General features: G+C 51.1%; 18 protein-coding genes and 1 pseudogene. 7 read left to right on the forward strand and 12 right to left on the reverse strand.

Annotated features, from left to right (window positions below; all coding sequences use genetic code 11):
* The first annotated feature begins 25 nt into the window (after positions 1-25).
* Positions 26-865 (forward strand): ion transporter, encoded by an 840-nt coding sequence (locus M989_RS10470; protein WP_064545042.1) that lies wholly within the window; start codon positions 26-28, stop codon positions 863-865.
* Positions 866-906: 41 nt separating this feature from the next.
* Here the strand turns inward: M989_RS10470 and M989_RS10475 are convergent, their stop codons facing one another.
* The gene (locus M989_RS10475) at positions 907-1,236 is read right to left on the reverse strand and encodes an HI1450 family dsDNA-mimic protein (RefSeq protein WP_064545044.1); all 330 of its coding nucleotides are present in this window, start codon (positions 1,234-1,236) and stop codon (positions 907-909) included.
* Between the two features lie 33 nt (positions 1,237-1,269).
* Positions 1,270-2,730, reverse strand: a complete 1,461-nt coding sequence (cls, locus tag M989_RS10480; RefSeq protein ID WP_064545045.1) for a cardiolipin synthase — start codon at positions 2,728-2,730, stop codon at positions 1,270-1,272.
* A 143-nt stretch (positions 2,731-2,873) separates the two neighbouring features.
* On the opposite strand from cls, the gene M989_RS25505 reads away from it, so the two are divergent.
* Positions 2,874-3,047, forward strand: coding sequence for a YciY family protein (locus M989_RS25505; RefSeq protein ID WP_122983154.1), 174 nt, complete (start codon positions 2,874-2,876; stop codon positions 3,045-3,047).
* A 260-nt stretch (positions 3,048-3,307) separates the two neighbouring features.
* A complete protein-coding gene (locus tag M989_RS10485) occupies positions 3,308-4,501 on the forward strand; it encodes a tyrosine-type recombinase/integrase (protein WP_064545047.1) in 1,194 nt (397 codons plus the stop codon).
* A gap of 236 nt (positions 4,502-4,737) precedes the next feature.
* On the opposite strand, the gene M989_RS10490 is transcribed toward M989_RS10485, so the two are convergent.
* From M989_RS10490 to M989_RS26230, 7 genes and pseudogenes are all read right to left on the reverse strand, one after another.
* Positions 4,738-4,980 carry a DUF4060 family protein gene (locus M989_RS10490; protein WP_064545049.1) on the reverse strand — a complete coding sequence of 81 codons (243 nt, stop codon included), beginning with the start codon at positions 4,978-4,980 and terminating at the stop codon, positions 4,738-4,740.
* Positions 4,977-5,399: a PerC family transcriptional regulator gene (locus M989_RS10495; RefSeq protein ID WP_064545051.1), complete on the reverse strand. Its 423-nt coding sequence runs from the start codon at positions 5,397-5,399 to the stop codon at positions 4,977-4,979. The genes M989_RS10490 and M989_RS10495 overlap by 4 nt, the downstream gene beginning before the upstream one ends.
* A gap of 35 nt (positions 5,400-5,434) precedes the next feature.
* Positions 5,435-6,475, reverse strand: coding sequence for a RecT family recombinase (locus M989_RS10500; protein WP_064545053.1), 1,041 nt, complete (start codon positions 6,473-6,475; stop codon positions 5,435-5,437).
* 14 nt (positions 6,476-6,489) lie between these two features.
* Entirely contained in the window at positions 6,490-9,075 is a 2,586-nt protein-coding gene (locus M989_RS10505; RefSeq protein ID WP_064545055.1) for a RecE family exodeoxyribonuclease, read from the reverse strand.
* Positions 9,076-9,216: 141 nt separating this feature from the next.
* Positions 9,217-9,387, reverse strand: coding sequence for a YdaE family protein (locus M989_RS25855; RefSeq protein ID WP_167351053.1), 171 nt, complete (start codon positions 9,385-9,387; stop codon positions 9,217-9,219).
* A pseudogene (locus M989_RS26500) lies at positions 9,380-9,499 on the reverse strand (hypothetical protein); the annotation flags it as partial. The pseudogene M989_RS26500 and the gene M989_RS25855, both read right to left, overlap by 8 nt.
* A 281-nt stretch (positions 9,500-9,780) precedes the next feature.
* A complete protein-coding gene (locus M989_RS26230) occupies positions 9,781-10,044 on the reverse strand; it encodes a hypothetical protein (RefSeq protein ID WP_245191247.1) in 264 nt (87 codons plus the stop codon).
* Between the two features lie 245 nt (positions 10,045-10,289).
* Between M989_RS26230 and M989_RS10520 the strand changes: the two genes are divergently transcribed.
* The gene (locus tag M989_RS10520) at positions 10,290-10,514 is read left to right on the forward strand and encodes a hypothetical protein (protein ID WP_032931297.1); all 225 of its coding nucleotides are present in this window, start codon (positions 10,290-10,292) and stop codon (positions 10,512-10,514) included.
* Between the two features lie 53 nt (positions 10,515-10,567).
* Here the strand turns inward: M989_RS10520 and M989_RS10525 are convergent, their stop codons facing one another.
* The 3 genes from M989_RS10525 to M989_RS10535 all read right to left on the reverse strand — a co-directional run bounded on the left by M989_RS10525 (position 10,568) and on the right by M989_RS10535 (position 12,500).
* Positions 10,568-11,428 carry a DUF6414 family protein gene (locus M989_RS10525; RefSeq protein WP_016156230.1) on the reverse strand — a complete coding sequence of 287 codons (861 nt, stop codon included), beginning with the start codon at positions 11,426-11,428 and terminating at the stop codon, positions 10,568-10,570.
* Entirely contained in the window at positions 11,391-11,570 is a 180-nt protein-coding gene (locus tag M989_RS10530; RefSeq protein WP_016156231.1) for a regulator of G-protein signaling domain-containing protein, read from the reverse strand. The genes M989_RS10525 and M989_RS10530 overlap by 38 nt, the downstream gene beginning before the upstream one ends.
* Before the next feature lie 234 nt (positions 11,571-11,804).
* Positions 11,805-12,500 (reverse strand): XRE family transcriptional regulator, encoded by a 696-nt coding sequence (locus tag M989_RS10535; protein ID WP_064545061.1) that lies wholly within the window; start codon positions 12,498-12,500, stop codon positions 11,805-11,807.
* Positions 12,501-12,609: 109 nt separating this feature from the next.
* Here M989_RS10535 and M989_RS10540 point away from each other — a divergent pair, with 109 nt between their 5' ends.
* The 3 genes from M989_RS10540 to M989_RS10550 all read left to right on the forward strand — a co-directional run bounded on the left by M989_RS10540 (position 12,610) and on the right by M989_RS10550 (position 14,406).
* The gene (locus M989_RS10540; protein ID WP_061281420.1) at positions 12,610-12,837 is read left to right on the forward strand and encodes a helix-turn-helix domain-containing protein; all 228 of its coding nucleotides are present in this window, start codon (positions 12,610-12,612) and stop codon (positions 12,835-12,837) included.
* A 19-nt stretch (positions 12,838-12,856) separates the two neighbouring features.
* On the forward strand, positions 12,857-13,405 hold the full coding sequence (locus M989_RS10545) for a toxin YdaT domain-containing protein (RefSeq protein ID WP_064545062.1): 549 nt from the start codon (positions 12,857-12,859) through the stop codon (positions 13,403-13,405).
* Between the two features lie 164 nt (positions 13,406-13,569).
* Positions 13,570-14,406, forward strand: coding sequence for a DnaT-like ssDNA-binding domain-containing protein (locus M989_RS10550; RefSeq protein WP_064545092.1), 837 nt, complete (start codon positions 13,570-13,572; stop codon positions 14,404-14,406).

Consider the following 14,406-nt stretch of genomic DNA (forward strand, 5'->3'; position numbering starts at 1 on the left):
CTTATTCTTTATACGAGGCTTCATCGTGACCGGTATTAGCGCTTTGCGCCATCGTCTTTATCATTTCTTATTCGATCAACGTACGCGGACCGGGCGCCGGTTTGAAGCACTGTGCGGTTGTTTTGCCTTATTAAGCGTTATCACTATCTTTATTGAGTCCGGTATCGGGACAACCTACCATCTGACCTACGATGAGTGGCATGCTTTTGTCTGGCTGGAAATTGCCTTTACGCTGGTCTTTACGCTGGAATATTTCCTGCGTCTATTCTGCTGGCCCAATCCCGCGCGTTATGTTTTCAGCTTCTGGGGGGTTATCGACCTCGCCACCATTCTACCGTTTTACGTGATCATGCTATGGCCTGAAATCGGCGTGGAATATTTGTTTGCCTGGCGAGCGATGCGCGTGATTCGCGTACTGCGAATTTTGAAGCTACTCCGGTTGATGCCTGCGTTGAACAGTCTATGGAGCGCGATCGTTAACTCCCGACATCAGCTTATTCTATTCTACGCGTTTATCGGCATCGTGATGATCGTGGCCGGAGCGCTTATGTATGGCATAGAAGGGCCGGTGAATGGTTTTACCACGTTGAGCACGGCGGTATATTGGGCGATTGTTACGGTCACGACGGTGGGCTATGGCGATATAACACCGCATACCGCAGCGGGCAGAATGGTGGCGTCTATTCTGATTTTGATCGGTTATTCCGTGATCGCGATTCCGACGGGGATTATTACCGCGCAGATGACCAGCGAATTCCAGAAACGTCGTCAGGAACGGGTGTGCCCGCATTGTAAACAGCGACACCACGAGCCAACCGCGCGCTATTGCAACGGCTGCGGTACAGCACTTCCTCGGCAACAATAATTTGCCGATAAAAAAGGGCAGCGTGGCTGCCCTTTAACGTATTACTCGCGCCAGAGAATATGGCAAAGCTTGTGATCTTTCTCGCGACACAGCAGCACGCGGGCGAAAATGTCGTTAATCTCACCGCCGTCTGTTTCCGCCAGACCGATCACGACTTCGGCGAAGAAATCGGGATTCAGATCGAAATCCACGTGATCTTTCCAGTCTTCGGAAGGGTCAAACAGCTCGGCGCCCCCGCGCTCTTCAAACTGCAGATTGAACAGTATGATGTCGGCCGGGTCGAGGTTGTCACCCGCAAGCTCAAGAAAAATATCATAAGCCTGTTCGAGCGTTTCATCTTCGGTCAGACGATTGTTTAAATCCATATCCATGATGGCTACCTGTTGAGTGCTAATGGGCACGTTTTACAGTAATGGGCTAAAGAAGTAAAACAGTCGTTCGGCGATGCGATGCCAGAATGGACGTTTCACCCACAGTCGCGCATCCAGCAGACGCGAACGGGAAATATAGTCGTCCTGTACGGCCGCAAGATCGCTGCCGAATCCGCTATCGTCTATCACCAACGTAATCTCGAAGTTGAGCCACAGGCTGCGCATGTCGAGGTTAACCGTTCCGACCAGACTCAGCTCGCCGTCGACCAGCACGCTCTTGGTATGCAACAAGCCCCCTTCAAACTGATAGATTTTGACGCCCGCCGCCAGCAGTTCCGTAAAGAAGGCTCGACTGGCCCAGCCAACCAGCACCGAGTCATTTTTACGCGGTAAGATGATGCTCACATCAACCCCACGCTGCGCGGCGGTGCAGATGGCGTGCAGCAAATCCTCACTCGGGACAAAGTACGGCGTCGTCATGATCAGATACTCGCGAGCGGAATACGCCGCGGTGAGCAGCGCCTGATGAATCAGGTCTTCCGGGAAGCCAGGCCCGGACGCAATCGTCTGGATGGTATGCCCGCTGGCTTCTTCAAAAGGCATGATATTGAGATCAGGCGTCGGCGGTAAAATGCGTTTGCCGGTCTCAATCTCCCAGTCACAGGAGTAAACGATGCCCATGCCGGTGGCGATAGGGCCTTCCATACGCGCCATCAGGTCAATCCACTGGCCGACTCCAGAGTCTTGCTTAAAGAAGCGCGGGTCGACCATGTTCATACTGCCGGTGTAGGCAATATAGTTGTCGATCATGATCATTTTGCGATGCTGGCGTAAATCCATCCGGCGCAGGAATACACGCATCAGATTCACCTTTAGCGCTTCAACGACCTCGATGCCCGCATTGCGGATCATGGCTGCCCAAGGGCTGCGGAAGAAGGCTACGCTGCCCGCGGAGTCCAGCATCAATCGGCAGTGCACGCCACGACGGGCTGCGGCCATCAGCGATTCCGCAACCTGGTCGGCCATACCGCCAGGCTGCCAGATATAAAAGACCATCTCAATATTGTGTCGCGCCAGCTGAATATCGCGAATGATTGCCTGCATCACGTCGTCAGACTCGGTCAATAGCTGTAGCTGATTACCCTTGAGGCCCGCGATACCCTGGCGGCGTTCACAGAGTTTAAATAGTGAAGAGGCGACCTGGCTGTTGTTTTCGGCGAAGATATGTTTGCAGGCCTTAAGATTGTTCAACCACTTTGCGGTTGATGGCCACATCGCGCGCGCGCGTTCGGCGCGGCGTTTCCCGAGATGCAGCTCGCCCAGGGAAAGATAGGCGATGATACCGACCAACGGGAGAATATAAATAATCAGCAGCCAGGCCATGGCTGAAGGCACTGCGCGCCGCTTCATCAGAATACGTAACGTTACCCCGGCGATTAACAACCAATACCCCAGAATGGCCATCCAACTTACTACGGTGTACACGGTTGTCATATTTCGAAAATCCTTTTGCTTGCCAGTTGTTAAGAGTTTACGCATCCGAAGAGATCTGGCAAATAAAAACGCAACGAGAAACCGCTGGTCAGCCATTAGCAAGGGGCTATAATGGGCCGTCTTTTTTAGCAAGAGCGTTAGAAATGAAGCGTAGTAGACCGGAAGTGGGGCGTTGGCGGATGGTGCGACAGGCCAGTCGTCGCAAAGCGCGTTGGCTTGAAGCACAATCGCGTCGTAATATGCGCATCCACTCCATCAGAAAGTGCCTGGTCGGCCGGCAGCGTAACTGCCTGTTGTTTGCCATCTACGATCTCTGATGATTAAAAGGGCACCGTCTGGGTGCCCTCTGTTTTTCAGCGCTGCTTAGCGCAACTCAAAAAACCTTTTTATATTGTCATTCAACTTATTTCGAAGAATTCCGCTCAAAAACGTTCTGTTACGCTCAGGCCTTTCCTGGTCTGGGTTTCCTGCCTTTCATCACTACACTTTGAGCGGGAGTGTTACATAGCGAGTATCTTTGAGCATAGGATTTTGTGTACACTTTTGCGTACTCAAAAGCCAAATGTGTACCCATTCAATGATTACTGACACAAAGCTCAGGAAGGCCCTTGGCAAGAAACGGGATGATATCGAAGTCGTTTCAGATTCTCACGGACTAAATGCAAGAATCAGCCAGACAGGCAAGATTTCATTTTTCTACCGCTATCGGTGGGCCGGAAAAGCGGTAAAGCTCAATGTTGGTGATTATCCCGCAATGAGCATCGCTCAGGCAAGAGAACGGCGCCAACAATTCAGAACCTGGCTTACTGAAGGGCTTGATCCAAGAGAGCAGGTTAAGTTGGAAAAATTGACCAAGCAAGACTCGATGCTAGTCGCTGATGCATTCAACTACTGGATCGAAAAGTATTGTATGGCCAATGGGCTGGCTAAAGTCGATTACTACCGTCTCGTTTTCGCGAAGCACATAGCTGAACCGATGATGAATGTGAAAGTTGATAACTCAACAAAACTTCATTGGATTGAGCTTTTCGACAAAATCGAGAGCCGGGTGATGGCCCACTATATGTTGTCGTTGTGCAAGCGGGCTTTTCGGTTTTGCATTAATAGGGGCGTGATTTCGACTAACCCCCTGGAAGGGCTTTTACCCACTGACGTGGGGCAAAAACCAAAGAAAAGAACACGCCGGCTTGATGATAGCGAGTTGCGCACTATCTATCAGTGGCTAAAAAGTCACATGTCAATCGAGTCTGTTTTCCTGGTCAAGTTCATCATGTTGACCGGCTGCCGAACGGCGGAGATTCGCTTGAGTGAAAGAGCCTGGTTTCATTTAGAAGATAATGAGTGGAACGTCCCTGCAGGTAGCTATAAAACTCGGGTGCACGTGAGGCGTGGGCTTTCCGATGCTGCCGTGGCGCTGGTGAGAAATCATCTTGAGAAAATCAATACTGTCCACTTAGTTACCTCCCAGCGTCTACTTGGTGGAAAAATAAAAGATTCACCGGTTCACCCTCCAGTAGCTTCAAACTATGCACGGAGCATATGGACTGGGGCGGGAATGGAAGAGTGGTCCCTTCATGATATGAGGAGAACGATCGCTACGAACCTCTCAGAGCTTGGTTGCCCGCCTCATGTAGTTGAAAAGCTGCTCGGTCATCAGATGGTTGGTGTAATGGCGCATTACAACCTGCATGATTATATCGATGACCAGAAACACTGGCTCCGCGTCTGGCAGAGCCATCTGGAAGGGATTATCGGAGAGCCATTTAGCTAATTTATCCGCTTTTTTCTTTCCCACTGTTTCACCGACTCCGATCGCCATCGGTTGGGGTTACCGGGAAAATCAGGCGGTGGAAAAGGGCAGATAAAACCACGTGGCATCGTTTCTTCGCTCTGCCATGACCAAAGGGTTTTACGTGAGATTTTGTATCGACTGGTCAGGTCTGAAGTCAGCAAAATATCATCCATCATTTTCTCCAGTGGCCCTTTTCGGGCCATTTTCAGTATTATTCAATTCACCTGGCCCGGCAGCGCACGCAGCCGGCGCATCCCGGTCATTGCTGTGGCCACATAGCTGCGGCTACGGTTGACCACCTCCACCCAGACCTTCACGCCTTCAACACGCACCGTGTACGTCTCTTTCATTTTGCTGCGCCCGTAGTCACCGTAACGCTGGTGGTGGGTTTCCAGCGCTATCGCACATGCCTGGCGCGCGAGCGGGGATTGTTTACTGCCGCGGTTAATCAGCTTCATGCTCTGGCCCTCCGAACGCAGCGGTTACGCTGAGAGGCGATCAGGGCAACACCAGTGACCGTTTTCTGGAGGCGGGATAACTCCGCCCAAACGGTAGCCGCCCGGCGCCACAATCCGCGCTTTTCCAGTTGCGTGGCCGTCGCCTGCAGCTGTCGTAACTGACCGCGCTCTGTCGGCTCTGGTGCGGGTCCGTTTACCAGTTCGTCGGCATACCAGTCGCTTACGACGAAATTGTGAATACGGCCATCGATAGCATTTCGGGTGCGGATAATCATGCCGCTTTCCGTCATCACCCCGATGACGTAGCGCGTTGCCCGGTCGGTAAGGCAAAGCGCTTCACTGATTTGTGCGGGGCAGGCCTGCGGATTTTCGAGCAGGTAATGAGCGACCGCTTTCTGACGTTCAAATTTATCTACCATGCTGATAATTCGGCCCCAGCCGGGGCCGACCTCCGTTAGCCAACGTATTCCGGTTTCATGTCGTCGAGCGTTACGCGGAACTGCTCGTAAAGTTCGTCGCCCAAGTGGCGGCGCGCGGCGGTGAGTGTCGCTTCTGCCTTGGTGAACAAGTCGGCTGCGTCCGGTTCGCCGGCAGACGGTAGGGAGTTAATCGTCGCCTCGATTTTGTTGCGAGCATTCACCCGGTGATAACGCTGCGTGGCTTTGTTCTTGAGTTCGGTGAACAGTGCTGAACCCAGAGTTGCCTTGGCCTGGTTAATGTCTTCGCCCACGGCTTTCGCTGCGTCGATATCTTCGGCGGCATCAATCCGTTCCCGGAATTCGTCAGCGATCGCATCAACATTCACAGTGGATTCACGCGCGCTGCTGGTGGTTGTGACAGTGTCACTTGATATTTCTTTCAGGGTTACGCGCTGAGGCGCCGGGTTAATCTCTTTCTCTGCGCGCGGCTCGACTTCATCCGGGCTGTAAACGCCCAGGATAACCTCCGGACAGTACAGGCGCGCCCAGTACTTCACTGCGAGGTACGCAATCTGCTGCTTCGGCGCCGTCTTCCACAACGGTGAGTTTCTGGTGGTAATGTCGGCCAGGTAGATTGGTTCACCCCAGGTGATCTCCGCTTCACCGCGCAGGACCGCGCCGACACGGATATAAAGGCCCAGCTCATCACGACCATCTTTTTGACCGGCGATCTTTTCCCAGTCACCGCCGTACTCGTAATGGAATCGCCCCTGAATAGCGCTTGAGCTGGAAATTACCGCATTCACCAGTTGCGCCTCGTAACCCAGCACGCCGTTTACCAGGTGCGTTTTCTGCGCTACTGCGTAAGGGTTCATGCCCCACTGCATAGCCTGCATAACAATCGCCATGCAGTCGGCAGGTTTCCCCGCCAGATGCTTTGGAACGGTGACGGCAGACTGCGCCATCAGGTCAGCGAATGCGGTCAGTTGCCCCAGTGCCTGCACGTTGAATACAGCGTTGCTGGCAGAAATGGTGTTTGGAGCCTGCTCAGTTGTGATGATATTGGTATTTTGCATGGTCAAATCCTCCATTAAGCCAGACGCAGCGCTTCAAGGCGGCGTTGGTCGAAGTCGTTCAGTTCGTCGGTGTAGTCTTCAGTAACAGGCGCTGGCCAGCAGTCGGTGTCATATGCCTGGGCTAGCGCTCGCATTGTGCGCTGGTACTCCAGCAGCCCTAGGTCGAGCAAATCTTCAGACGCTTCGATAACTGCCACCCAGTGATAGCCTTCGTCTTTGTTGACGAAGATCCAGAAGAACTGGTCAAAGTCGGCGACATTGCAGTACATGGCAGCGCTGATGTGGTAATCACGGTCGATGATTTCCCGGTGCAGTTTGGCGCGAAGGCCTTCCTGTTTAACTCGCCCCATGCTGATCGTCTTGAGGTCTACGCCGATGCGCACACTGTTGACTTCAACTTCAAGGTCCGGGCGAACGCGCACTTCAAGCCCGGTCTCTTCGTCCATGCCGAAGTAGCTGGTTTCAACGGCGCGGGAAGGGTGGCGAAGTAGTTTTCCGGCAGATTCATGATTCAGCAGTGCCTGCTGAATAGCGGTTGCCAGGGTAAGCTGTTCATTGGTTAGAATGGTCTTCCCAGCAACGCTATCGCGCCACTGCTGCTCGAATTCATCCGCGAAAATGGCATCCGGTTTAATTGCCCGTATGGCCTCCTGAAGATCTTCTTTCTTGCCAGTCAGCTTCAACTGGTCAGCTTTAGGCTTGTCAGTGTTGTAATCGCGGATGAATGCCTTCAGTGAGTCGGTGGTGGTAAATGCCTCTGCTGGAATGCCCGGGAACACCGCAAACTCTTCCTGCAGCTTTTCAGGCTCCAGGGCTAATGTGTGCGCCAGGCTGCCGAACGTCAGAGCTTCACTACTTTCGCGGCGGATGGTTTTTGTAACGTGACGTCCGTGATAGAACATCAGGCTCACGCGCGCGTCTTTCACCTGCGTGGAGCTGATGCCGTTGGCGCCGTGGTAAACCTCGTTCGGCAGACCTTCATAACGGCCAGGTTCGAAGTATGCAGGGTACTCGGTGACGGGTTCAGCCTGCGTCTCGTCCAGCGCGCTGATGGTTTCCTCCGGCGCGGCTTCTACTTCCGGCACGGATTGTTCGTCGCTCACTGAAGTCGCGCTGGCCAGAATCGCTGCTGCGTCTACGGAATCTGTCTGCGGATCATCTTCCACAGCACTTTCGCCTGCTGATACCGCATCGTTATCTTCGCCTTCGGCGCACTCAGTCTCTTCCATCTGCACATCGCTGGTGGTTTCCTCGGTTTGTTTTGCTGGTGCGTTCATCAGTCCATCAATGGAGAAAATTCCTCCACCCACGTTGGCGATTTCTGGTTGTTTTGGTTTTGTCAGGTCTTCGTGAATCCATTTCGGATCTGTTGGGTCGCTGATGCCCGGCACAAATTCGCCTCGTTCTGCTGCCAGTCGGTGGCTTATCTCGTTTTCCCAGCTTTTTTCTGGCACGTGGCCAGCTGCCGCCAGGGTTTCTTCGGTTGGGTGCTCGTGGTCGGATTCCGTCAGGTTTGCGTTGATATAAATCTGCAGACTGACCGGGAAGTGGTGGACGTTCTCGGCGGCGCCTCGAATGAGAGCGAAGATAGCAGCACGAGAGTAGTCCAGAATGCCAGCCGTTTTGCGCAGCGCTTCGGACCACTCTTTGAACGGACTCTCTTTCTTACTGACGATCTCTTTTGCACGGCGGAAAACTCCACCAGGAACATCATGGATGTTGAAGTCCATTGGCAGAGTGGCCAGCGCAATTTCAATGTCCAGAGTGTCCAGCGTGTGGATAAGGGTCGGGTTACGATCAGTCTTATTACCGCCGCCAGCGTTGGTTTTAACGTCGGTGCGTTGAATAAGCGCCACGCGGTTACCTTTCTGCCACTCTTTGACCAGCAGCACGCGATCGAGGTGTTCGGTATTCACCCACGCTTTGACGAACTGGATCACCAGGTTCAGTTCGCTGCGCTTGTCCTGCGGGAAAACCTTTTTCACCGCGTCGGTCAGTTTCCAGAGCGTCGGCATGTCGAACGCTTTAACTTCGGGGCAGTTCTCGACGGCCAGCAGCAGGTTCTGGACGTAGGTGTTATCCGTGTCCATTTCGAGACTGGCAAGGTGCGCGCGGGTTTCCTTGTTGATGTGCCATACGTGACCACCTTCGGCGTTGAACTGAGCCAGCAGCTGGATACGGAAGGGCATCGGTGCAATGCTGTCGAGCGTGTCGTAGATTTTGCCGGTGGTTATTTCTTCCTGCTCTTCTTCAGTATCAGTATCAGCACCAGCATCATCAGAACCAGCCTCTTCCTGATGGAAGGAATCCTGCGGCGCTGCGCCAGCTTTCAGCTGCCAGGTGCGCTGGTCTTCGGCCAGTTCGTAGCGTTCGCACCAGGTTAAATCAACGGTGCTTTCTTCCGGAAGGTCGTTAAATACCGGGAAATCGGTACGGACGGGCTTCATGTAGTCTTTGCCGCGGCCAGTTTCGATCCCTGCATCTTCCAGCTCAACATCGAGCTTCAGGTTGGCACGCGCTTCAGTTTTCGCGGTGAACCAAATCACTGCGTCTTTCTTGCCGGATTTCTGTGTAGCCTTAACTACGTAGAAGAATTCCATGTTCAATCCTCTTTTTCGGATGTTAGAATCCCCGGGCCATTGATAGCGCCCATTGGGTGTCTTTTTGGTTTGGTAAAAATTCCGGTGTAACTTTGGTCGGTGTCACCGGACGTATTGGCCCGCCTTGCGCGGGTTCTTACGTTATGACTCGTGGGCCATCTGGTCGTAAGAGGCGCAACGTACACAGCAGTAATCGCGTTCTTCGTGCTTCAGCTGCGCGCCGTGGATCAGCGTCAGCGTGTTCTTCACTTCTTTGCCTTGTTCAATCGGCTTTCCACACAGGTGGTAAGCGCATTTCTTCTGGTTAAGCATCCGGATTCCCCTTCTGCACCAGCAGGTAGCAGAGGCGGCGCAGGAGTGCCTCGAAGTTATTCAGTCTCACGGCCTGCTGCCGTGCTGGTTCTCGTGCAAAATCAATCATGATGATCCCCTTGTTTTGCCTGTCTTTTATCCACTTCAGGCTCGGTGGTGTTATGCTGGTAGTTCTCACACAGCCAGCAAGGAAAATAAAAATGAGCCAAACAACAAAGTGCCCTAAGTGCGATTCAACCTCTTTCGAGATGTCCAGTAGCCAAACCATCAACAGCGAAAGGATCCGGTTTGTACAGTGCTCCCGCTGTGGTGCAGCTATATCTGCAATGCCTGTCGATTACCTAACTGCAATCAAAGAGATACATAAAATCATCAAGTCGAGACTGTGATTTTTTAACTAGATAATTCCCCGAACCCCAAAGCCGGAAGTGCAAGCTCTTCCGCCATTAATGCGAGACGTAGAACGTGCACTACGTCTTCTTTTTGCAGATGGCTATCGTCCGTCAAATGTTCGGCCTCTTTGGCTAATTTCCCGGCAAGTTCTAACAACAGTGCGCTTTTAGGTTTTTCACCGATTTCCATGATGTTCTCCAGTTTTCCAAAGTGAACTTCGCTGGTGGCGCCGTGTAGCTGATACCCACGGTTGAGCTTTTTCACTCTGCACTTCACCACCGCGAAGCCCACTCCTTGTGTCTTGCCTTGTCGCCGGCTAGCGGAACGTTGTTATGCCTTATGCGCGTTTGTTTTCGCGATGAGGTGATAATAGCAATGGGTATTAATCATATCAATACGTATTGCTATTTATTGATTTGAATTAGTATTAAAATATTGATAGCGAAAGGAATTTATTTTTTAGCAACGTGCGTTATATGCTCAAAAAAACACCAGGTGGAGATGTTGATATGGGTTTAGGAATGGATATGTCACGTGATGAGCTGCTGGAAGATCGCGCTGCTTTCATAGCTGGCGAGATTGGTGGGGCGGTTGTTGAGTTGATAATCGGTGGGCTGGCGATAGAACGCGATGCCATTGTCGAGAGACTGGAAGCGAAGCGAAAAACCGTGGGCAATATGATTCACAAGGGGGTTTTGAGGGATGCGGCGGAGTTCGTGAGGAAAGGGCAGTAAAAACCCGGCGCGGTGGCCGGGTATAATTAAATGATATTTTACTTGATGGTTTATCAGCCTACCGTTCTAAAGATGAGAAGCGGGGTCATACCATATGAATTACTGCCTCTACCCGCCTGCTCTTTAACCATGTCCAAGAAAGTTTGCAATCCTGATTTAAGATCATGTTCGGGAAAAGCTGGGCTGCTATCAATATCCTTTCCCTGCACATAATCTGGTAAGGCATCAATTAAGCCAATGACATGCCATGTCCCAGGTATGGTACCACCATACTTTAAGGCTAGATCATCAGGATTAATTGTTAAAAATTCTTTATCAATGGACATCCACATAAGCTCGCCATCCTCATCAATAAAATCAACTTGGAGGATGTTAGGGACGATATTGATGAGTTTTTTTACCACCCCAAATGTAAGTCCGGGCGATACTTCAATCTCGTCTATATCAAGTTTTCCTTTCAGTTTGGCTTTAGCTTTTGGAGGAAGGTTTGCTGTGTTAGCTTGAGCTTGAGCCATTTCACCAAAAAGCGGCATAATCTTCTGAATCGTTGACACATCGAAGATCCGCATTTTTCCAATGGAATGAACGACTGAGCCAAGATTTTCACCATTAAGCCCAGTTTTAATCATTCCAACTTCATCTAGTTTATCGAGAAAGTTAATTGGTAGCGACCAGGAAGCATCGAAGGTTTTCTCTTGCGAATGGGCTATTGAGTCGTCAGCGCCAATTTTCCCTTTAAGAATCTTTACGTTAAGCTCAACTGATTTATTAGATTTATCTGTATCAGAAATGGTTTGTTTGACGCTTGTCACTACACCAGCATTGTGCAGTTGGGCTGTGAGAGAGCTAACTCGTACACGATCTATATAAAGAAAATCAAATAGTGAATCTATGTTTTGTTGTTCTTGCTCCATTACGCCAATCCTCTTTAAATTTTTCTTTTTCCTCAGAAATCTTCTTTTGCTTCTCATCTATCTCATCGAAAAGTTGAATGATCTCATCCACACCTTGTGAGGGCGTCTCTGATTTCACTTTCTTCAAAATTTTCTTGAACATGATGATTTTCCATAGAGAACTGACAGTACAAATTATGTTCTCTTTAACGCATGAGCGCAAGCATGCCTGAAAATGATAACTAAACGTATTCGGCTCATGGTTATACCATTTACCAATAAACCCTTGAATGCATTATAACTATCAGTATTTACAATACATTTAATCATAATCCATGCTTCTCATCGGCCACTAATCTTACCCATGCTTCCTGTAGCTAGGTTGTGTGCTGCTGACTCAAAGCTTGTTATAAGCTATCGACTCGTGGATCAACGCTTTGCCCATGATATACAGCTGATCCTGTGTCTCTTCTGTCACATACCAATCTTTATACGCAGGGTTATCTGATAACACCGCCAGCTGTAACCCCTGCATCTGCAACCGCTTTACGTGGAAGTGCTGGCCGAACACAAAAGCATAAACGCCATCCACCTTAAAATTTCTTACTGAGATGTCGAAGAACAGGCGGTCACCAGACCGTATGGTTGGGTTCATGCTATCCCCGTCTACCGTCATTACTTTTACGTCATCCTGAGAGCGGTTTCCAAAAAGCGATCGCGCATGTTCGGTAGTGAACTCGATGGCATGCAGCACCTCCACGAACTCAGAGATCATGAAAGAACCTGGCCCCGCGCTAAATGTCAGGTCAAGTACGTCAACTCTGAAGATATTTGGATCTGTTTTTACAGGAGCAATAAAAGTCGGTTGTTGACCGTCAGCCCTCATAGGGCCTATTCCCGTAGACAACCATTCCGTTCGAACCCCAAGTGCATTCGCAATTTCTACAATCTTGGTCGACCCTCGCGCATTGCCGCTAGTTAGTCTCCAGATAGTTGGCTGGGCAACACCCGACGCCTTCGCAAGAGCGCCTTGAGACATTCCCGACTGTTCCATTGCCTGATTCAGGCGCTCAGCAAGAGTTTCTTTTTTCATAGTTTTTAATTTATACGCTTGCGTATTGATGGTCAAAACACGTTTTGCTATTGCTCAAAGCAATACGCATTGCTATTATTGTTTTGTTCAATACTTTTAGGAATTGAAAATGACCAATAAAATCATCCAACACGCCATCGACATTGCTGGCAGCCAAAAGAAACTCGCAGATCTCTGCGGTGTTGCTCAGCCTACAGTCTGGCGATGGCTGCATGGCGGCGGCATTGATGCTCGGTACGTTATGAAAATCGTGTCAGCAACCAACGGGAAGGTTAAACCCGCTGATATTCGTCCAGACCTTGCCATGTTGCTTAGTTCAAACAGCAGTCAATTCTAACTACGAAAGGGAAAGCATCATGCAATCACTTGCGTTTCAAAATAATAACACTGCGATGGATAGGCGATTGATATCTCAGAATCAGCGTAGGGCTGCCTCTGGTGATAGCTTTAGCCACCACGCAGTCTGCTCAGCCGTTCGCGCCTGGGCAGCGTCAATTAACAATCAGGACTTCGTTGCCGGGCTGATTGTTGAGGAATGGGAGAGGCGGGGCGGAGACGCGCTGGACTTTCCCGATGATCTGAGCCGTCGCCGTCAGAAGCTATTCCGCTGGCTCGACGGCACCACCATGACGGCACAGCGCAATATCCAGCTGCTAACCCCGGCGATCCTTGCCGTTCTTCCGCTGGAGCACCGCAACCGACTGCTGCCGGAAGACAACATCATGGCCCGCCTGGCGCGACTGGAGAAAGAGACCAGTGAAGCGAAGATAGCCATCGCCATGGGCGCGCCAAAGCATCAGAAGCTGAAGGAATTGAGTGAGGGGATTGTCGAGATGTTCCGCGTGGATCCTGACTTAACGTTACCGCTGATGACGCTGGTGACTTCAATGCTGGGGGCTGTATGACTGGATTGGAAAAGGCGAAAGCCGCGGTGCTCGAACACCAACGGCTTTCAGGCGCAAATGTAGAGACAAATGCAAAATCAGTATGCCCACACATTCATGTTTTTACCAGCGGAAGTTCTGTCCACTGGAACAATCTCATCGCTTTCATTTATCAGGAGGACGCAATGGCCGGTGATTGGATAAAAATGCGCGCCGAGCTGCATACGCATCCGAAAATTGTCCGCATGTCGTCCGCTTTGAAAGCGGACAGATTGCGCGTTGTTGGTGGACTACATTCCGCATGGTGTCTTTTTGATGTCCATTCCACTGATGGTTTGCTTCACGGCTATACGCCAGAAACTCTAGACGACCTGATCGGATTCCCTGGCTTTGCGCGAGCAATGATTGCTGTTGGCTGGCTGGAGGAAGAGGGAGAAAACCTAGTGATGCCGCGCTTTGACGCACATAACGGCCAGTCAGCTAAGCGTCGTGCGCAGGATGCAGACAGGAAGAAAAAATCACGAAAAATGTCCGCTTGCGATGCGGACAAAAAGCGGACCAGAGAAGAGAAGAGAAGAGAAGATATAAAAGATATAAACCCAGAGAGAGAGGGCGCATGTGCACGAGCTGCGGGCGACCCATCTGGCGAAAGCGGGTTGCCCCCAATTTCACCACAAACTCCCCCAGGCGAAGGGAGCGACGATGGACTGAATTTTGGTCCGCTGGGTAAATTCCCGATCACCGATGACTGGATGCCTTCGACCGACTTCGTTGGCAAAGCTCGTCTCTGGGGGAAAAACCTCGGTACAGATCCGGGCTATACCCCTGAAGAACTCCAACAGTTCCGGGATTACTGGGCCCCTGACGGGAAGGTTAAGCACCAGCAAGCCTGGGAGCAGACATTCGCTAACAGCCTGCTGCAAACGCGTAGTCTAATCCAAAGGGCGAACCCATCAGCCGCCAGGGATGTTAATCGCATCCCGATTCCGGATAACACCATTCCAGATGGGTTCAGGGGGTAA

It is taken from the genome of Kluyvera georgiana ATCC 51603, assembly GCF_001654985.1.
Classification (GTDB): domain Bacteria; phylum Pseudomonadota; class Gammaproteobacteria; order Enterobacterales; family Enterobacteriaceae; genus Kluyvera; species Kluyvera georgiana.